Source organism: Pseudomonas sp. IT-P171 (assembly GCF_949767765.1).
GTDB classification, from domain to species: Bacteria; Pseudomonadota; Gammaproteobacteria; order Pseudomonadales; family Pseudomonadaceae; genus Aquipseudomonas; species Aquipseudomonas fluorescens_B.
Window position 1 is genome coordinate 199342 of sequence record NZ_CATKQN010000059.1, and the last position, 18158, is coordinate 217499.

An 18158-nucleotide genomic window follows, 5' to 3' on the forward strand; every position below is an offset into this window, starting at 1 on the left:
TCAAGCATCCAGTAGCACACGGGCAATGGTTTGGAGTTTACGGGTGAGCGGCCCAATCGACCAGCTCAGTGCTGCGTAGGCGCGCACCGGCCAAACGCCATACACGCTATTGCAGACAAAGACTTCGTCAGCCCATTGCAGCTGATCGAGGCTGATGTCGGTGATTTGCGTGGGGATCCCCAGCGACTCGGCTTGAAACAATAATTCGGCACGCATCACGCCGGCAACGCCGCAGCGTTTGAGATCAGCGGTGATCAACACGCCATCACGGATCAGGAACAGATTACTGAACACGCCTTCGATCACGCGCCCGGCCTGATCAAGCATCAAGCCTTCGGCATGCTCGGTGTCTTGCCATTCGGAACGGGCGATGACTTGCTCAAGACGGTTCAGGTGTTTGAGCCCGGCGAGCAAGGGTTGTCTGGACAGTCGCGTGGTACAGGGGAAGAGGCGAACGCCGTGCTCTCCATGAACCGCAGGATAAGCAGCAGGACGATTGCCTTGCAGAATGCGTCGGGCCTGGGCGGCAGGATCAGGGGCGTAACCGCGCAAGCTGTCGCCGCGAGTAAGGATGAGTTTAAGCACGCCTTCACCCAAAGCTGCGGCGTAGGCCAGCAGTTCACTGCGGATCAGCGCATGGTCGGCCGTGATCGCCAGGCGCAAACAGCCATCGGCCAGACGCGCCAGATGCCGGTCCAGCAACAGCGGCTGCCCGCCGCGCACGGCGATGGTCTCGAACAGACCATCACCGTAGGCCAGGCCGCGATCCTTCAGCGACAGAGTGTCAGCCGGCTGACCGTCGACCCAGCTGTCCATCAGTCAGCGAACCGGCGGAACACCAGCGAGCCGTTGGTACCGCCAAAACCGAAGGAGTTGGACAACACCACGTCGATATCCATGTTGCGCGCAGTGTGCGGCACGAAATCGAGGTCGCAGCCTTCGTCCGGCTCATCGAGGTTGATGGTCGGCGGCGCCACCTGGCTGTTGATCGCCAGCACACTGAAGATGGCTTCGACCGCGCCTGCCGCACCCAGCAGGTGACCGGTCATGGACTTGGTCGAACTGACGGCCAGCTTGTAGGCGTGATCGCCGAACACCGACCTGATCGCACAGGCTTCGGCGAGGTCGCCGGCAGAAGTCGATGTGCCGTGGGCGTTGATGTACTGAACCTGATCGACATTGACCTTCGCGTCGCGCAGGGCATTGGTGATGCAACGTGCAGCACCCGCACCGTCCGCCGGCGGCGAAGTCATGTGGTAAGCATCGCCACTGGTGCCGAAGCCGATCAGTTCGGCATAGATGGTCGCGCCGCGAGCCTTGGCGTGTTCCAGCTCTTCCAGCACCAGCGCACCGGCACCGTCGGACAGGACGAAGCCATCACGACCCTTGTCCCACGGACGGCTGGCGCGGGTCGGCTCGTCGTTGCGGGTCGACAGTGCACGGGAGGCGCCAAAGCCACCCATGCCCAGTCCGCAAGCGGCCATCTCGGCGCCGCCGGCGATCATCACGTCGGCTTCGTCGTACATGATGTTGCGTGCCGCCATGCCAATGCAGTGCGTACCGGTGGTACACGCGGTGGCGATAGCGTAGTTAGGTCCCTGTGCACCCAGGTGGATCGACAGGAAACCGGAAATCATATTGATGATCGAGCCAGGCACGAAAAACGGAGAGATCCGCCGTGGACCGGAATCATGCAGGGTGCGGCTGGTTTCTTCGATATTGGTCAGACCGCCAATACCCGAACCCATGGCCACGCCGATGCGTTCACGGTTGGCGTCGGTGACTTCAAGCCCTGCATTACGCACAGCCTGGAAACCGGCGGCCAGACCGTACTGAATGAACAGGTCGAGCTTGCGAGCTTCCTTGACCGACAGGTATTCCTCGACATTGAAGCCCTTTACCGAGCCGCCAAAACGGGTGGAATAGGCAGAAAGGTCGGTGTGTTCGATCAGACCAATGCCACTGCGGCCAGCCAGAATGCCCTGCCAACTGCTCGGCACATCCGTGCCCAGTGGCGACAACATACCCATACCGGTGACTACGACGCGTCTACGCGACACAGCACTCTCCTTTTTCAAATGACGACTTTGCATCAGGCCTAAAGAAAAAACCGCACGCCATGATGGCAGTGCGGTTTTTCCATGACAGCAAGCAACGATTACAAACTATTACGCCTGGTGGCTAGTAACGTAGTCGATTGCAGCTTGTACAGTAGTGATCTTCTCAGCTTCTTCGTCAGGGATTTCGGTCTCGAATTCCTCTTCCAGAGCCATCACCAGCTCAACGGTGTCAAGGGAGTCGGCACCCAGGTCTTCAACGAAGGAAGCAGTGTTGACCACTTCTTCTTCTTTAACGCCCAGTTGCTCGGCAACGATTTTCTTGACGCGCTCTTCGATGGTGCTCATACCTTGTTTTCACTCCTAATGGACAAATTCAGGCAGCTGGCCAGTGGGTAAGTGTATAGAAAGACTTTTCAGTTTTTCAACTGAAAGCTTCACTCCTCAAACCCTGCGGCCCTCTGCCTATAAATAGATTGCAGCTTTATAACGGATTTTAGACAGCTCGTATGACATTTTTTTGAAGCAATCCGTCACATTTAACTCATGTACATCCCGCCGTTCACCGGGATTGTAGCCCCAGTAACGTAAGCCGCACCGTCGGACGCAAGAAAAGCGACCACAGACGCGATCTCTTGAGCTTGCCCCAGACGGCCCAGCGGAATTTGCGTCTGCAAGGCTTCACGCTGTGCCTCGGGCAGTTCGCGAGTCATATCGGTGTCGATGAACCCAGGGGCCACCGAGTTTACCGTAATCGAACGCGAACCGACTTCACGCGCCAGTGCGCGGCTGAAACCTTCCAGACCGGCCTTGGCGGCAGCGTAGTTTACTTGGCCTGCGTTGCCCATGGCACCCACTACGGAGCCAATACTGATAATTCGTCCCCAACGGGCTTTCGTCATGCCGCGCAAAACGCCCTTGGACAGGCGGAACAGACTGTTCAAGTTGGTATCGACGACGTCATGCCATTCGTCATCTTTCATGCGCATCATCAGGTTATCGCGGGTGATACCGGCATTGTTGACCAGGATCGCCGGCGCACCGAACTGCTCCTGGATGCTCGCCAGCACCGCCGCAACGGATTCGTCGCTGGTGACATTGAGTTCCAGGCCAGTGCCTTGAATACCGTTTTCCTTCAGGGTAGCGGCGATGCGTTCGGCACCCGAAGCAGATGTCGCGGTGCCCACAACGATGGCACCCTGACGACCCAGTTCCAGGGCGATGGCCTGGCCGATACCGCGGCTCGCACCGGTGACCAGTGCAACTTTACCTTGCAGACTCATGCAAGCTTCTCCTGATTCAGGCCAGCGCTGCGCGGGCGGCAGCAAAGGCGTCTGGGGTATTGAGGTTGGATGTCGACACGCCTTCGGCGCAGCGTTTGTTCAAGCCTGCCAGCACTTTGCCAGGACCGCATTCGACCAACTGGGTCGCGCCCTTGGCAGCCAGCGCCTGGACCGATTCGACCCAGCGCACAGGCTTGTAGAGCTGTTCAAGCAGATCGCGCTTGAGGGTTTCCAGATCCGCCGGTACGTCGGCGCTGACGTTTTGCACCACTGGAATCTGCGGCGCCTGCCAATTGATCGCAGCGATCGACTCGGCGAAGCGCTCGGCAGCCGGACGCATCAGCTCGCAGTGGGACGGCACGCTGACCGGCAATGGCATGGCGCGCTTGGCACCACGTGCCTTGCAGCCTTCGATGGCGCGCTCGACCGCAGCCTTGGCACCCGCGATAACCACCTGGCCCGGCGAGTTGAAATTGACCGCGCTGACCACTTCGCCTTGCGCCGCTTCGGCACAGGCCGCCAGTACGTCGGCATCGTCCAGACCGAGGATGGCAGCCATGCCGCCCTGCCCCGCTGGAACGGCTTCCTGCATCAACTGACCACGACGCTCTACCAGTTTGACGGCGTCGCCCAGGCTCAGACTGCCCGCCGCCACCAGAGCGCTGTATTCGCCCAGGCTGTGACCGGCAACATAAGCCGGACGCGCGCCGCCTTCAGCCAGCCACAGACGCCACAGGGCGATCGAGGCGGTCAGAATGGCCGGCTGGGTTTTATCGGTTTGATTGAGTTGCTCTTCCGGCCCCTGCTGGGTCAGTGCCCACAGGTCGTAACCGAGAGCGTCGGATGCTTCTTTGAATGTTTCAAGGACTACAGGATGTTGCGCGCCCAACTCGGCCAGCATGCCGAGGGACTGCGAACCCTGTCCTGGAAAGACGAATGCGAGGGAAGCAGACATGTAACAAGCCCCTAATGATCTTGTCGTCGGAGAATTGACGTCCCGCTTGGAGGACGCAAGAAACTGACAGTTTGGATGGCCAATTGAACTGAGCGGTCACATTTAAGCATTGTCCGACGAAAATGCCTAAAGCAACAAATCCTCCAGACGACCGTGAATCCGTTCCGGCAGGTTTTCCTGAATCTCGATCAAGGCTCGCGAGATGGCGCTCTGGAAACCCTGAACCCCTGCAGAACCGTGACTTTTCACCACAATCCCCTGCAAACCCAGAAAACTTGCACCGTTATGCCGCGCGGGCGCCAGGTCCGCTTGCAGGCGTTTCATCAGTGGCAGCGCCATTGCACCGATTACTTTTGAGGCCAGGTTTTTTTTGAACAGGGCTTCGATCCGAGCCGAGATCATGGTCGCCAACCCTTCGCTGGACTTGAGCAGGATATTGCCGACGAAGCCGTCGCACACCACCACATCCGCTTCGCCCCGGTACAAGCCGTCACCTTCGACAAAACCGATGTAGTTGATGCCGCGAGCACTTTGCAACAAGGTCGCCGCCAACTTGACCTGCTGATTACCCTTGATGTCTTCGGTGCCGATGTTCAGCAACGCAACACGCGGGCGAACGATACCGAGGGTTTCTGCAGCGACCGACCCCATGACCGCAAACTGCAACAGATGCTCGGCACTGCAATCGACGTTGGCCCCCAGATCGAGCAACTGGCAATAACCCTTCTGCGTCGGAATCGCCGCGACCATGGCCGGCCGATCAATGCCCGGCAAGGTCTTTAGCACAAACCGCGACAAAGCCATCAGCGCGCCGGTATTGCCGGCGCTGACGCAGGCCTGGACCTTGCCGTCACGCAACAACTCGAGCGCCACGCGCATTGACGAATCGGGCTTGCCGCGCAAGGCCTGGGCAGGCTTTTCATCCATGGTGATGACTTCGGACGCCGGTGCAATCGACAGGCGCGAGCGATCCACAGCCGATTGGCCAGCGATCAATTCTTCAAGAAGGGAGGGTTGACCGACAAGGGTCAGGTGCAGCGAGGGCGTAGCATTCAGACAAGCGAGGCTGGCCTGAACAATGCTGCGGGGACCGAAGTCCCCGCCCATTGCGTCAATCGCGATGACTTGAGCGGACAAGTGATTACTCGTCAGCGCCCTTGTCGATCACTTTACGGCCACGGTATACGCCTTCTGGCGATACGTGGTGACGCAGGTGAACTTCACCGGTGGTTTTTTCTACAGACAGGGTGCTAGCCTCGAGAGCGTCGTGCGAACGACGCATGTCACGGGCAGAGCGGGATTTTTTGTTCTGCTGAACAGCCATAATTGATTAACTCCTAAACGTTTGGGTCACGCTTTAACTGCGCCAATACACTGAACGGGTTGGACCGCGTTACCTCGTCCTCGCTCGGTTCGGCCTCTTCGAGACCCCCCGGCTGCTGGCATTCTTCCGGATGATGAGCAGGCACAATGGGCAAGGCGAGCAGAAGCTCCTCCTCGATCAGTGACTGCAGATCCAATGGATCTTCGCCCAGTTCCAGCACGTCATAACCTTTCGGCAACGACTGGGTATTCGCACCCTCCTTCACCACAGCATAACTGCATTCGCTGTGGATCGGCAGGGTGACCAGCTCAAGACAACGCTGGCAAACCATTTTGACTTCGGTGTCGATAAAACTGTGGATTACCACAGACTTACGTTCATCTCGTTCAAAAACGAATTTAGCCTGCACCGTACCGACAGTATCGGAAAGCGGGTCGCAGAGTCTCTCCAAATCGGCCAGCAGCAGTTCACCTTGAAGGGTGGTGCCACGGTCAGCCAATTTGCGCGGGTCAACGTGAGGTGGAATCGGGTCATTCAACATAGGCGCAGCATTATAGGGATGCACCCGGCCATGTCAAAGGAAATTCAGCCCTGTCCGTCACCTGGAAGCCTCGCTAGAATTCGCGCCTGTCTTCTGGAGATGCGCATGCTGCCTTTATTACTCGCTTCAAGCTCGGTGTATCGCCGGGAATTGCTGGCCCGCTTGCAGCTGCCATTCACTTGCAGCTCGCCGGATATCGATGAAAGCCATCGTCCGGGAGAGCCCGCCATCGAGCTGGTAAAACGCCTCGCCAAAGAAAAAGCCCAGGCCCTGGCCGGCGACCATTGCGCTCATCTGATCATCGGTTCCGATCAGGTTGCGGTGCTCGGCGACAGAATCATCGGCAAGCCCCACACCTTCGAAAAGGCCCGTGAACAGTTGCAGGCTTCGAGCGGCGCCAGCGTGACCTTCCTGACTGGCCTCGCCCTGCTCAATAGCCAGACCGGACACTGCCAGGTCGACTGCGTGCCATTCACCGTACACATGCGCACACTCGACACCGCACGCATCGAACGCTACCTGCACGCCGAACAGCCCTACGATTGCGCTGGCAGCTTCAAGGCCGAAGGTTTAGGGGTGAGCCTGTTTCAAAGCACCGAAGGTCCTGACGCCACCAGCCTGATCGGGCTGCCGCTGATTCGCCTGATCGATATGCTATTGGCCGAAGGCGTGCAAATCCCCTGAAAAGCAAAAGATCGCAGCCTTCGGCAGCTCCTGCAGGTGGACGTGAATCCATGCAGGAGCAGCCGAAGACTGCGATCTTTTACGCGAGCGGGCAGTCAGCGCAGCGACGGACCGTGAAAACCCATCCACATCGCCAACTGCTCAGCCACACTGGCGCCAAGTTTCTTCGAGAAGCGATCGAACGGCGACTCCTGAACGGTGAAGTCAACGAGCTCCTTCTCGCCAATCACGTCACGCGCCACCGAACTGGCATTGCCCAGACCATCGATCAACCCCAGAGGCAACGCCTGCTCACCAGACCAGACCAACCCGGAGAACAGCTCCGGATGCTCCTTGTCCTTGAGGCGATCGCCTCGACCCTTCTTGACGCTGCTGATGAACTGCTGGTGCGTCGTATCCAGCACACCCTGCCAGAACCGGGTCTCTTCGGGCTTTTGCGGCTGGAACGGATCGAGGAACGACTTGTGCTCGCCCGACGTGTAGGTCCGACGCTCGACACCCAGCTTCTCCATGGTGCCGACAAACCCGTAACCCGCCGCCGTCACACCAATGGAGCCCACCAGACTCGCCTTGTCGGCGTAGATCTGATCCGCCGCACTGGCGATGTAATAAGCACCGGAAGCGCCCAGATCCGAGATCACCGCGTAAACCTTGGTGTCCGGGTGCAAGCCACGCAACCGGCGGATCTCGTCATAAACGTAACCCGACTGCACCGGACTGCCGCCCGGACTGTTGATGCGCAGAATGACGCCCTTGACCTTTTCATCCTCGAAGGCGGCACGCAGGCTGCCGACGATGTTGTCAGCGCTGGCGGGCTCCTTGTCGGCGATAATGCCCGTTACGTCGATCAGCGCAGTGTAATTGGCGCTGCGCGTGGCAGCTTTTTCCATGTCCATCAGCGGCGTGAACAGAATCAGCGCGCCAAACAGATACACAAAGGTCAGCAGCTTGAAGAAAATCCCCCAACGCCGCGACCGGCGCTGCTCCTGCACGCTGGCCAGCAGGGTCTTCTCCAGCAGCTTCCAGCTCTTCTCGTCACCGCTCTCTGCGCTCGCCTTGGCGGGCGCTTTCCATTCGTCGGTCATGACATCTACCCCAGCAAAAATCTATTAGGCCCGCTGACTCAGCCAGGCATGCAATTCTGAAAAACGATCGATGGCCAGTGCCGGTTCAAACAGTTTCAGCGCATCGATTGATTGCGCGCCGTAGCTGACCGCCACCGAATCCATGCCGGCATTGCGCGCCATCTGCAGGTCGAAGGACGAATCGCCGACCATCAACGCTTGCTCCGGGCGAACCTCGCAATGGGCGAGGATCTGCTCAAGCATCAGCGGATGGGGCTTGCTGGCGGTTTCGTCGGCCGCACGAGTGATGTCGAAATAATCTTCCCAACCGTGCGCCTGCAGCACGCGATCCAGCCCGCGACGCGCCTTGCCGGTCGCAACCGCCAAGTGATAACCCTCGGCGCGAAACGCCTCCATCGACTCGACGACCCCTTCAAACAACGGCGAAGGCACGGCTTCCGAAGCGATGTAGTGATCGGCATAGTGCTGACGGAAAGCCACCAGTTCGCTGTCACCGATTTCCGGATACAACGTACGAATAGCCTCCGGAAGGCCCAGGCCGATGATGCCTTTGACAGCAAAATCATCGCGCAACTGGAAGCCGGAACGCTCGGACGCGACGTGCATCGCCTCGACAATCCGACCAATGGAGTCGGCGAGCGTGCCGTCCCAATCGAAAATCAGCAGCTTGTAATCAGAGGGGTGCACTCAGGCGCTCCACGGTTTTTGCCCACATCTCGTCGACAGGCGCCTGCAACTTCAGCTCGCCACCGTCCGGCAGAGGCACGGTCAGCATGTAGGCGTGCAGAAACAGGCGCTTACCGCCCAGGTCGCGGATTTCCTTGCTGAAATCGTCGTCGCCGTACTTGCTGTCGCCGGCAATGCAGTGCCCGGCGTGCAAGGTGTGAACACGGATCTGGTGAGTCCGGCCGGTGATCGGCTTGGCTTCGATCAGGGTGGCAAAGTCGCCGAATCGACGCAGGACCTTGAACACGGTCACAGACTCCTTGCCCTCCTCCTCGTCGACCTCGACCATGCGCTCGCCGGAGCGCAGATTGCTCTTGCCGAGTGATGCACGAACCTGCTTGATCGAGGCCGCCCAGTTACCACGGACCAGCGCCATGTAGCGCTTATCGACGCCATCGCCGCGCAATGCCGTGTGCAAGTGACGCAGCATGCTGCGCTTCTTGGCGATCATCAGCAGGCCGGAGGTGTCACGGTCGAGACGGTGAACCAGCTCGAGCTCCTTGCAATCGGGACGCAACTGACGAAAGGCTTCGATCACACCGTAAGTCAGGCCGCTTCCGCCGTGAACCGCAATGCCGCAAGGCTTGTTGATCACGATCAGCCCCTTGTCCTCAAAGACAATCGAGGCTTCGAGGCGTTGCAGCAGACCCTGGGCCAGGGGCACCGGTTCGTCGCGCTCCGGCACGCGAACCGGCGGCACGCGCACGATATCGCCCGCCTGCAGCTTGTATTCGGGCTTGATCCGACCTTTGTTCACTCGCACTTCGCCCTTGCGCAAAATGCGGTAAATCAAGGTCTTGGGCACGCCTTTAAGCCGAGCGAGAAGGAAGTTATCAATACGTTGGCCGGCATATTCCGGCGAGACCTCCAGCAGTTGTACGGCTGGGGTCGAAGGGGCAGTAGTCGTCATGCCGCGGATGATATCAATTTTTTATGGAATTGAAGCACTTAATCATTACTGCTATAGTCGCGAACGCCGCCAAAAGCGGCCTGGACAGCGGACCAACGGTCAAAAACCGGCCCTGACCAATGCAATTCACCAGGACGCGAGGCCGTCCTACGGGGCTTTCGCTACGTAACGGTGGAGTTTGCAGGTGTAACGAGCGCAGGTGACATAAGGCCTGAATCACGCCGCAAAGCAGAGTTTTCACTCGCTACGCGAGCCAATATTCACGGCCAGTTCACAAAGTGCAGTCAGCTGCGAATGACCCCGAGCGAACGCTTCGGAAACACCGCCTAAATTAGCCATGATGCGTGACCTCCCCTTTCGGAGCTCACGGTAAATGCCAACCCGCTGCGGATTCTGCGCGCGGCAGCACCCGAATTATCAGGGATACGTGTAGGGTGGAGATGCACAACCGCTGGACTGTGTAGCAATAGGCTTTATCAAGACGCTTCATCTCGTCCACAGCCACTGGTTGATTCCTCCTCCTGACTGAGTGCTTAAGTAGCCACAGCAAGCAGGACGCGTACGTCGCGATGAAGGCCCACATTGGCCGGACTTCGCTGGACACGGGAATGGCCAACCACTCCCGACGCACCTGACACCGACCGTGAGAAGTCGTGTGTGCCGAACGCCGTTTCCGGCAGCCCGGAAACCGACGGTACTACATGAAAAGAATGCTGATTAACGCAACTCAACCCGAAGAGTTGCGTGTTGCACTGGTAGATGGCCAACGCCTCTACGACCTGGACATCGAATCCGGTGCACGCGAGCAGAAGAAGGCCAACATATATAAAGGCCGGATTACTCGCATCGAACCAAGCCTTGAGGCTGCCTTTGTCGATTTCGGCTCCGAGCGCCACGGCTTCCTGCCCCTCAAAGAAATCTCCCGCGAATACTTCAAGAAAGCCCCTGAAGGCCGCGTCAACATCAAGGACGTCCTGAGCGAAGGCCAGGAAGTCATCGTTCAGGTCGAAAAAGAAGAACGTGGCAACAAGGGCGCCGCCCTGACCACCTTCATCAGCCTGGCCGGTCGTTACCTGGTGCTGATGCCGAACAACCCGCGTGCCGGCGGTATCTCCCGTCGCATCGAAGGCGAAGAGCGCAACGAACTGCGTGAAGCCCTGAACGGTCTGGTTGCCCCGGCCGACATGGGCCTGATCGTGCGTACTGCCGGCCTGGGCCGCAGCAGCGAAGAAATGCAGTGGGACCTCGATTACCTGCTGCAACTCTGGACCGCCATCAAAGAAGCCTCGCTGGATCGTTCCGCGCCATTCCTGATCTACCAGGAAAGCAACGTGATCATCCGCGCCATCCGCGATTACCTGCGCCAGGACATCGGCGAAGTACTGATCGACAGCGTTGAAGCCCAGGACGAAGCCCTGACCTTCATCCGCCAGGTGATGCCGCAGTACGCCAGCAAGATCAAGCTGTACGAAGACAGCGTTCCGCTGTTCAACCGTTTCCAGATCGAAAGCCAGATCGAGACCGCTTTCCAGCGCGTCGTTGAACTGCCTTCCGGCGGTTCCATCGTTATCGATCCGACCGAAGCCCTGGTGTCCATCGACATCAACTCGGCGCGCGCCACCAAAGGCAGCGACATCGAAGAAACCGCCCTGCAGACCAACCTTGAAGCCGCCGAAGAAATCGCCCGTCAGTTGCGCTTGCGTGACATCGGCGGCCTGATCGTCATCGACTTCATCGACATGACCCCTGCCAAGAACCAGCGCGCCGTGGAAGAGAAAGTCCGCGAATGCCTGGAAGCCGACCGCGCTCGCGTGCAAGTCGGTCGCATCTCGCGCTTCGGCCTGCTGGAAATGTCCCGTCAGCGCCTGCGTCCATCGCTCGGCGAAAGCAGCGGCATCGTCTGCCCGCGCTGCAATGGCACCGGCATCATCCGTGATGTTGAATCGCTGTCGCTGGCGATCCTGCGCCTGATCGAAGAAGAAGCACTGAAAGACCGCACCGCCGAAGTCCGCGCCCAAGTGCCGATTCCGGTTGCAGCCTTCCTGCTCAACGAAAAACGCAACTCGATCACCAAGATCGAACTGCGCACCCGCGCCCGCATCGTCATTCTGCCGAACGATCACCTCGAGACGCCGCACTTCGAAGTTCAGCGCCTGCGTGATGACAGCCCGGAAGCCGCGGTCGGCCAGTCCAGCTACGAAATCGCTGCTGCCGCAGCCGAAGTCGAAGAAGTCCAGCCAGCCGCTGCGACCCGCACCCTGGTTCGCCAGGAAGCCGCGGTCAAGACTGCTCCGGCCCGCGCCAACGCTCCGGTTCCGACCGAAGTCGTCGCCGCTCCGGTGGCTGCGCCGGCCGTCGCGCCAGAGCCAAGCCTGTTCAAGGGCCTGGTGAAGTCGCTGGTCAGCCTGTTCGCTACCAAAGAAGAGCCTGCCGCTCCGGTTGTGGTTGAAAAACCGGCGACCACCGAGCGTCCGGCCCGCAACGAAGAGCGTCGCAACGGTCGCCAGCAGAGCCGCAACCGTAACGGTCGCCGCGATGAAGAGCGCAAGCCTCGCGAGGAACGTGCACCGCGTGAAGAACGCGCACCACGTGAGCCGCGTGAAGCCCGCGAAGAAACCCCGGCAGTCGCTCGCGAAGAACGCGCTCCACGTGAAGAACGCGCACCGCGCGCCCCTCGTGAAGAACGTGCACCGCGCGCACCTCGCGAAGATCGCAAGCCACGTGGCGAGCGTGAAGAGCGGGTTCGTGAACTGCGTGAACCTCTGGATGCCACGGCTCCGGCCGCTGCGGCTACCGCTGAAGAGCGTCCAGCCCGTCAGCCACGCGAAGAACGTGCCCCACGTCCACCGCGTGAAGAGCGTCAACCACGTGCAGAGCAAGCCGCTGCCGCTGTTGCCGAAGAAGAACTGACCGGCAACGAAGAGCAACTGCAGGAAGACGGTCAGGAAGGCGCCGAAGGCGATCGTCCACGCCGCCGCTCCCGTGGCCAGCGTCGTCGCAGCAACCGTCGCGAGCGTCAACGCGATGCCAACGGCAATGTGATCGAAGGTTCGGAAGAATCGGAATCCGCTGAAGGTAGCGAAGCGGGCGAAAGCCGCGAAGCGCCAAGCGCTGCCGATCTGGCCGCCGGCCTGGCTGTAACCGCAGCCGTTGCCAGCAGCGTGATCAGCGCTCCGGCCGAAGCACAAGCCAACGAGCAAGCCGAACGCGCCACTGCTGCCACACTGGAAACTGCTCCAGAAGCGCCAGTCGTTGAAGCAACGACACCTGTAGAAGCAACTTCCGCTCCGGAAATCGAAGTGGCACCCGCTCAAGAAGCACAGCCTCAGGTTGAAGCTGCCGCGGAACCGGCCTTCGTTGCTGAAGCGCCTGCCGTGGTTGCAGAACCGGTTGCTGAAACCGTTGCTGAAACCGTGACCGAAACGGTTCGTGAAGTTCGCGAAGAGCAAACTGCGTTCAACTGGGTTGCCGAGCCAGCTGTTGCCGAAACGCCAGCTCCAGCGCCAGTCGCTGAGAGCGAAACGACTGAAGTCACGGTTTCCGAGCCAGTAGTGGCTGCTGCCGAACCCGCTCCAGTGGTTGAAGCGCCGGTTGTCGCTGAAGTGGCTGCTCCCGCCGCTGAAGCTGCTCCTGTCAGCGCCCTGACGCCAAGTGGCCGCGCGCCAAACGACCCGCGTGAAGTGCGTCGTCGCAAGCGTGAAGAAGAGCGCCTGCAGAAGGAAGCCGAACAGGCTGCCGCTGCTGCTCCGGTCGCTGTCGAAGTGGCACCTGTTGTGGCTGAAGTCGCCGAGGCTGCTCCTGCCCCGGCTGCTGAAGTCACTGCCGAGCCCGTTGAGTCCGTGATCGCCGAAGCACCGCGCTCCGTTCAGGAAGCGGTAGAGCAACACGAGCAAGCCCTGGAAAAAGAACACGAGCCTAAACCCCTCGTCTGATTCCATCGGCCACTAAAAAGCCCCGCCTGGTGATCCAGGCGGGGCTTTTTTATGTCTTCGAATCCACCGCCCCCTGTGGGAGCGAGCCTGCTCGCGATTGCGATTTAACATTCAACATTGATGCAAGCTGACCCACCGCCATCGCGAGCAGGCTCGCTCCCACAGGGGATTTATGCAGGTTTGAAGATCAGTGATTCAGGCACATCCACATCCCACATCACACCGGGATCATCGACTGTCACTTCCCATACTCGCCCCTGCGCAAACAGCGGCCGGGCTCCATGATCACCGGACAACGCCATCAGCCCCGGCCCGAAGTTGCGACCGAAGCCCACCGGATGCCCATACTCACCTTGATGCACCGGCACACTGACAGAGTCATCCGCAATCCCCGCCACCACCTGCGCGATACTGGAAGGCAAAATAAACGGCATATCCCCCAATACAATCAACCAGCCATCGAGCTGCGAGCACGCTGACACCCCGGCCGCAATGCTGTCGCCCATGCCGGTCGACTCGATCAGCACAACCTCGACACCATAAGCCTTGGCCAAGCGAATCACTTGCGGGCGGTCTGCAGTAGTGACCAGAACGCGCTTCTCAAGGCTGGCTGGCAAACTCACCAGCACCTGCTCGATCACCGAACGAACGGCGCCATCGCGTCCCGTACAGTCCGCCAACAGCTTATCCTTGTCGGCGCCCGCCACCTGCCGAAACCGGTCGCCCTGCCCCGCCGCCAACACGATGGCGCCGATTGCCTCACTCATACCTCCTCCCGCAGCGGCTTCTTTTGTTTCAGTTCGACGCCGTTCTTGATCGCCACGATTTCGGCCAGCAACGACAAGGCGATTTCCGCCGGGGAATGGCTGCCGATGTGGAGACCGATCGGCCCGTGCAAACGCTCGATGGCCTCTTGTGACAAGCCTAGCTGAGCCAGGTTATCCCGGCGCTTCAGGCTGTTGACCCGCGAGCCCAGCGCGCCGACATAAAAGGCCCGGGAGTCGAGGGCCGTGAGCAACGCCATGTCATCCAGGCGCGGATCGTGGGTCAGCGCAACGATGGCGGTGCGTTCATCGGTCTGGATGTTCAACACCGCTTCGTCGGGCATGCCGGGGACAAAGCGACCGTGCTGTTCTTCCCAGCCGTAGACGAATTCGGTGCGTGGGTCGCAGATCAGCACTTCGAAATCCAGCAGCCGCGCCATCTCGGCGACATAGCGGGACAGTTGCCCCGCACCGATCAGCAACAAGCGCCAGCGCGGACCATAGATCGCACGCAACGTGTGACTGTCGAAACTCAGCACATCGCTCTTGTTCGCCGGCTGTAACACCACCTCGCCGGTTGCAATATCCAGCGAGCGCGCAACGATTTCATGGGCCTCGCAACGCGCCAGCAATTGGGCGACCCAGGCGGGGTCACCGACGCGTTCCTCGGTGAGGCGCAAGGTGCCGCCACACGGCAAACCAAAGCGTGCGGCCTCCTCGCGGGTAACGCCGTACGTGATCAGTTGCACCGGCGGCCCGTCAGCCGGAATCCGCCCATCGTGCAACCGGGCAATCAGATCATCCTCGACACACCCGCCGGACACCGAACCGATCACCACGCCATCTTCGCGCAAGGCCAGCATGGCGCCAGGTGCCCGGGGCGCGGTGCCCCAGGTCTGGACCACGCTGTACAACACCACCCGCTGACCGGCGCGGCGCCATTCCAGCACGCTGCGCAGGACGTTCAGATCGACGCTGTCCATCAGGCCTCAGCCTTCTGCCAACCTTGCAACTGATAGCGAACCGGCAGGTTGCGGATACGTTTGCCGGTGGCGGCAAAGATGGCATTGCACAGCGCGGGCGCGATCGGCGGCACGCCCGGTTCGCCGACACCGCCCAGCGGCACATTGCCCGGTGGCGTCACCAGATGCACGGCGACTTCCTTCGGCGCCAGGGACATGCGCGCCACTTCGTACATGTGGAAGTTGTCCTGCTGGACCTTGCCGTCCTTGAAGCTGATTTCGCCCAGTACCGCGTTGCCCAGGCCCATCACGCAGGCACCCTCGAACTGCGAGCGAATCCGCTCCGGGTTGATCTGCGGGCCGCAATCCACGGCAATATCGGCCTTGTGCACGATCAATGTGCCGTCGTCTTTGACTTCGACCTCGATCACCGCCGCCACATAGGTGACGAAGCTGTAATGCACCGCCAGCCCCAGGCCTCGACCCTTCGGCAACTGCCGTCCCCAGCCCGCGGCTTTGGCAGCGGTTTCCAGCACCGTGCGCATGCGCCCGGTATCGATCGGATAGCGCTCGGGCGACTCGCCGTAGTTCCACTCTTCACTCAAGGTGCGCGGATCGATCTGACGGTCCGGGCCGAGCAAGCTGATCTGGTACTTCAGCGGATCTTCGCCAGCCTTGTGCGCCAGTTCATCGACAAAGCTTTGAATCGCAAAGCCATGAGGGATGTTCGACACCGAGCGATACCAGCCAACCCGCGTATGAATCGCCGCTTCCGGATTCTCCAGGCGCACGTTGGGAATCGCGTAAGCCATGTTGGTAAAGCCCATGCCCAGCTCGAAAGCGGCCTCGTGGTTCATGCCCGGTGCGAACAGCGCGGTGATGCTCGGCGCCACAGTACGATGCAGCCAGCCGGACGGCAGGCCGTCCTTGTTCAGACTGGCTTTCAGGTACTCGGCCGACACAGTGTGGAAATAGGAGCAGTGGATGTCGTCTTCACGCGTCCACTGCACCCGCACCGCCTTGCCGGGGAATTCCTTGGCAAGGATCGCCGCTTCGATGATGAAGTCCGGCTTGGACTTGCGACCGAAACCACCGCCAAGCAGAGTAACGTTAAAGGTGACGTTATCGAACGGAATGCCCAGGCGCTCGCCGATTCGTTCACGGGTGACCTGCGGCGCCTGGCTCGGTGCCCAGGCTTCGCACACGCCATCTTTGAAGCGTGCGATGGCGACCATCGGTTCCATCGGCGCTTGCGTCAGGTGCGGCAGATAGTAGGAGGCTTCGAGGGTACTGTTGGCGCTGCCCATGGCCTCATCGATGTTGCCGGTATTGCGCACGACTTTGCCGGGTTTGAGCGACGCGGCTTCAATTTCCTTACGGTAGGCGATCGAGTCGTAACTGGCGTTGGGGCCGTCGTCCCATTCGATTTTAAGCGCGTCGCGGCCCTTGATTGCCGCCCAGGTGTTGCTGGCCACCACGGCCACGCCACCCAACGGCTGGAACTCCGAGGGCAGCGGACGGCCTTCGATCTGGATGACCTTGATCACCCCCGGGACTTTCAGCGCGGCGCTGTCATCCACGGATTTGACCTTGCCGCCATAGACCGACGGACGCGCGATGGTGGCGTAAAGCATGCCGTCGAAATGCACGTCGGCGCCATAGATTGCGCGACCATTCACGATGTCTGCACCGTCGATGGCTTTGGTGCCTTCCTTGCCGATGTAGCGGAACTGCGAAGGCTCCTTGAGCCGCAAACTGTCGCGCGCCGGTACCGCCAACGCACTGGCAGCCGCGGCCAGCGCGCCGTAACCCAGCTCACGCCCGGTCGGTTTGTGGATGACTTTGTGCAGTTGCGCATGGCATTCGCCAACCGGGACTTTCCACTGCTCGGCGGCGGCTTGTTCGAGCATGGTTCGCGCGGCGGCACCGCAACGGCGCATCGGTTCGTACCAGTGGCGCATGCTGCGTGAACCGTCGGTGTCCTGGTTGCCGAAACGCACTTCGTCGCCCGGCGCCTGCTGTACTTTCACCAACGCCCAGTCGGCGTCCAGCTCATCGGCCACCACCATAGTCAGACTGGTGCGCACGCCCTGGCCCATCTCCGAGCGGTTGCAGACCACCGTCACTGTGCCATCAGCGGCGATGCTGACGTAAACCTTCGGATCATCGATCCAGCCGTTGGGCATGCCGTCGGCGCCGAATTTCTTTTCTTTCTCGGCAGCAAAGGCGTCCTGCCAGCCCCAACTCGCGGCGATAACCAGCGCACTGGTGGCACCGACGCCTTTAAGAAAGCCACGGCGACTGAGGTTGCTCAGGGCGAAATCATTCGGTAACTGGCTCATGCCTTGGCCTCCTTCAGGTGGGTGGATGCCTGGCGGATGGCGGTCTTGATACGGTTGTAAGTGCCGCAGCGGCAAATATTGCCGACCATCGCCTCTTCGATCTGTTCGTCGCTTGGGTTCGGGTTGGTCTTGAGCAGTGCAGTGGCGGACATGATCTGCCCGCCCTGGCAGTAACCGCACTGGGCGACGGCAGTATCGAGCCAGGCTTGCTGGACGATTTGCCCGACCGGGTCCGCGTGCAGATTGTCGATGGTGGTGACGTTCTGGCCGATCACCGAACCGATCGGCGTGATGCAGCTGCGCGCCGGGGCGCCTTCGATATGAATGGTGCAGGCGCCGCACAGGCCCATGCCGCAGCCGAACTTGGTGCCGTTATAACCGGCCACGTCGCGGATAGCCCAGAGCAGCGGCATGTCCTCGGTGACATCGAGTGAGTGATCTTGACCATTGAGCTTCAGGGTAATCATGGGCACGCCCGCATATTTATAGGGTGATGGGGTCGAGCAATCTGCCGCTGGGAAATGAGCGGTTGGCATCACGCAGATCGACTCAGGCTAATGAGGCTCTCTTATGCGAACAGGAACGTCTGCATC

Annotated in this window: 17 protein-coding genes; 2 read left to right on the forward strand and 15 right to left on the reverse strand. The window is 60.3% G+C overall.

What is annotated here, in order from left to right; genetic code table 11:
• The 8 genes from pabC to ACM6I5_RS28720 form a co-directional block, all read right to left on the reverse strand.
• The gene (gene pabC / locus ACM6I5_RS28685; protein WP_414885139.1) at nt 1-816 is read right to left on the reverse strand and encodes an aminodeoxychorismate lyase; all 816 of its coding nucleotides are present in this window, start codon (nt 814-816) and stop codon (nt 1-3) included.
• Complete coding sequence (fabF, locus tag ACM6I5_RS28690; RefSeq protein WP_017340111.1) at nt 816-2060, reverse strand: beta-ketoacyl-ACP synthase II; 1245 nt, start codon at nt 2058-2060, stop codon at nt 816-818. Before fabF ends, pabC begins: the two co-directional genes overlap by 1 nt.
• Nucleotides 2061-2168: 108 nt before the next feature.
• Nucleotides 2169-2405, reverse strand: coding sequence for an acyl carrier protein (acpP, locus tag ACM6I5_RS28695; protein WP_003175607.1), 237 nt, complete (start codon nt 2403-2405; stop codon nt 2169-2171).
• A gap of 191 nt (nt 2406-2596) precedes the next feature.
• On the reverse strand, nt 2597-3340 hold the full coding sequence (gene fabG / locus ACM6I5_RS28700) for a 3-oxoacyl-ACP reductase FabG (protein ID WP_007942004.1): 744 nt from the start codon (nt 3338-3340) through the stop codon (nt 2597-2599).
• Between the two features lie 16 nt (nt 3341-3356).
• A complete protein-coding gene (fabD, locus tag ACM6I5_RS28705) occupies nt 3357-4295 on the reverse strand; it encodes an ACP S-malonyltransferase (RefSeq protein WP_414878055.1) in 939 nt (312 codons plus the stop codon).
• Between the two features lie 126 nt (nt 4296-4421).
• Nucleotides 4422-5432 (reverse strand): phosphate acyltransferase PlsX, encoded by a 1011-nt coding sequence (gene plsX / locus ACM6I5_RS28710; protein ID WP_080995167.1) that lies wholly within the window; start codon nt 5430-5432, stop codon nt 4422-4424.
• Nucleotides 5433-5436: 4 nt separating this feature from the next.
• Nucleotides 5437-5619 carry a 50S ribosomal protein L32 gene (rpmF, locus tag ACM6I5_RS28715; RefSeq protein WP_003179396.1) on the reverse strand — a complete coding sequence of 61 codons (183 nt, stop codon included), beginning with the start codon at nt 5617-5619 and terminating at the stop codon, nt 5437-5439.
• A gap of 13 nt (nt 5620-5632) precedes the next feature.
• Entirely contained in the window at nt 5633-6160 is a 528-nt protein-coding gene (locus ACM6I5_RS28720; protein ID WP_017340114.1) for a YceD family protein, read from the reverse strand.
• Between the two features lie 105 nt (nt 6161-6265).
• Between ACM6I5_RS28720 and ACM6I5_RS28725 the strand changes: the two genes are divergently transcribed.
• Nucleotides 6266-6844 (forward strand): Maf family protein, encoded by a 579-nt coding sequence (locus tag ACM6I5_RS28725; RefSeq protein WP_017340115.1) that lies wholly within the window; start codon nt 6266-6268, stop codon nt 6842-6844.
• Nucleotides 6845-6939: 95 nt separating this feature from the next.
• On the opposite strand, the gene sppA is transcribed toward ACM6I5_RS28725, so the two are convergent.
• The 3 genes from sppA to rluC are packed head-to-tail and all read right to left on the reverse strand — an operon-like array spanning nt 6940 to nt 9565.
• Nucleotides 6940-7929 (reverse strand): signal peptide peptidase SppA, encoded by a 990-nt coding sequence (gene sppA / locus ACM6I5_RS28730; RefSeq protein ID WP_017340116.1) that lies wholly within the window; start codon nt 7927-7929, stop codon nt 6940-6942.
• A gap of 24 nt (nt 7930-7953) precedes the next feature.
• A complete protein-coding gene (locus ACM6I5_RS28735) occupies nt 7954-8616 on the reverse strand; it encodes an HAD-IA family hydrolase (protein WP_414885140.1) in 663 nt (220 codons plus the stop codon).
• Nucleotides 8603-9565, reverse strand: a complete 963-nt coding sequence (gene rluC / locus ACM6I5_RS28740) for a 23S rRNA pseudouridine(955/2504/2580) synthase RluC (protein ID WP_414885141.1) — start codon at nt 9563-9565, stop codon at nt 8603-8605. The genes ACM6I5_RS28735 and rluC overlap by 14 nt, the downstream gene beginning before the upstream one ends.
• A 701-nt stretch (nt 9566-10266) precedes the next feature.
• Here rluC and rne point away from each other — a divergent pair.
• Entirely contained in the window at nt 10267-13497 is a 3231-nt protein-coding gene (gene rne, locus ACM6I5_RS28745) for a ribonuclease E (protein ID WP_414885142.1), read from the forward strand.
• 170 nt (nt 13498-13667) lie between these two features.
• On the opposite strand, the gene ACM6I5_RS28750 is transcribed toward rne, so the two are convergent.
• From ACM6I5_RS28750 to ACM6I5_RS28765, 4 genes are read right to left on the reverse strand one after another with little or no spacing between them, the layout of a single operon-like run.
• A complete protein-coding gene (locus ACM6I5_RS28750; RefSeq protein WP_414885143.1) occupies nt 13668-14264 on the reverse strand; it encodes a nucleotidyltransferase family protein in 597 nt (198 codons plus the stop codon).
• On the reverse strand, nt 14261-15244 hold the full coding sequence (locus tag ACM6I5_RS28755) for an XdhC family protein (protein ID WP_017340121.1): 984 nt from the start codon (nt 15242-15244) through the stop codon (nt 14261-14263). The genes ACM6I5_RS28750 and ACM6I5_RS28755 overlap by 4 nt, the downstream gene beginning before the upstream one ends.
• Complete coding sequence (locus tag ACM6I5_RS28760; RefSeq protein ID WP_414885144.1) at nt 15244-17565, reverse strand: molybdopterin cofactor-binding domain-containing protein; 2322 nt, start codon at nt 17563-17565, stop codon at nt 15244-15246. The genes ACM6I5_RS28755 and ACM6I5_RS28760 overlap by 1 nt, the downstream gene beginning before the upstream one ends.
• The gene (locus ACM6I5_RS28765; RefSeq protein ID WP_017340123.1) at nt 17562-18032 is read right to left on the reverse strand and encodes a (2Fe-2S)-binding protein; all 471 of its coding nucleotides are present in this window, start codon (nt 18030-18032) and stop codon (nt 17562-17564) included. Before ACM6I5_RS28765 ends, ACM6I5_RS28760 begins: the two co-directional genes overlap by 4 nt.
• Nucleotides 18033-18158 lie beyond the last annotated feature (126 nt).

Bases quoted from the DNA above. Each gene is read 5' to 3' on its own strand.
- rpmF (WP_003179396.1), bottom strand. From the start codon at position 5,619: ATGGCTGTTCAGCAGAACAAAAAATCCCGCTCTGCCCGTGACATGCGT.
- rne (WP_414885142.1), top strand. From the start codon at position 10,267: ATGAAAAGAATGCTGATTAACGCAACTCAACCCGAAGAGTTGCGTGTT.
- rluC (WP_414885141.1), bottom strand. From the start codon at position 9,565: ATGACGACTACTGCCCCTTCGACCCCAGCCGTACAACTGCTGGAGGTC.
- ACM6I5_RS28720 (WP_017340114.1), bottom strand. From the start codon at position 6,160: ATGTTGAATGACCCGATTCCACCTCACGTTGACCCGCGCAAATTGGCT.
- sppA (WP_017340116.1), bottom strand. From the start codon at position 7,929: ATGACCGACGAATGGAAAGCGCCCGCCAAGGCGAGCGCAGAGAGCGGT.
- ACM6I5_RS28750 (WP_414885143.1), bottom strand. From the start codon at position 14,264: ATGAGTGAGGCAATCGGCGCCATCGTGTTGGCGGCGGGGCAGGGCGAC.
- acpP (WP_003175607.1), bottom strand. From the start codon at position 2,405: ATGAGCACCATCGAAGAGCGCGTCAAGAAAATCGTTGCCGAGCAACTG.
- pabC (WP_414885139.1), bottom strand. From the start codon at position 816: ATGGACAGCTGGGTCGACGGTCAGCCGGCTGACACTCTGTCGCTGAAG.
- ACM6I5_RS28755 (WP_017340121.1), bottom strand. From the start codon at position 15,244: ATGGACAGCGTCGATCTGAACGTCCTGCGCAGCGTGCTGGAATGGCGC.
- ACM6I5_RS28725 (WP_017340115.1), top strand. From the start codon at position 6,266: ATGCTGCCTTTATTACTCGCTTCAAGCTCGGTGTATCGCCGGGAATTG.
- fabG (WP_007942004.1), bottom strand. From the start codon at position 3,340: ATGAGTCTGCAAGGTAAAGTTGCACTGGTCACCGGTGCGAGCCGCGGT.
- fabD (WP_414878055.1), bottom strand. From the start codon at position 4,295: ATGTCTGCTTCCCTCGCATTCGTCTTTCCAGGACAGGGTTCGCAGTCC.
- ACM6I5_RS28760 (WP_414885144.1), bottom strand. From the start codon at position 17,565: ATGAGCCAGTTACCGAATGATTTCGCCCTGAGCAACCTCAGTCGCCGT.
- ACM6I5_RS28765 (WP_017340123.1), bottom strand. From the start codon at position 18,032: ATGATTACCCTGAAGCTCAATGGTCAAGATCACTCACTCGATGTCACC.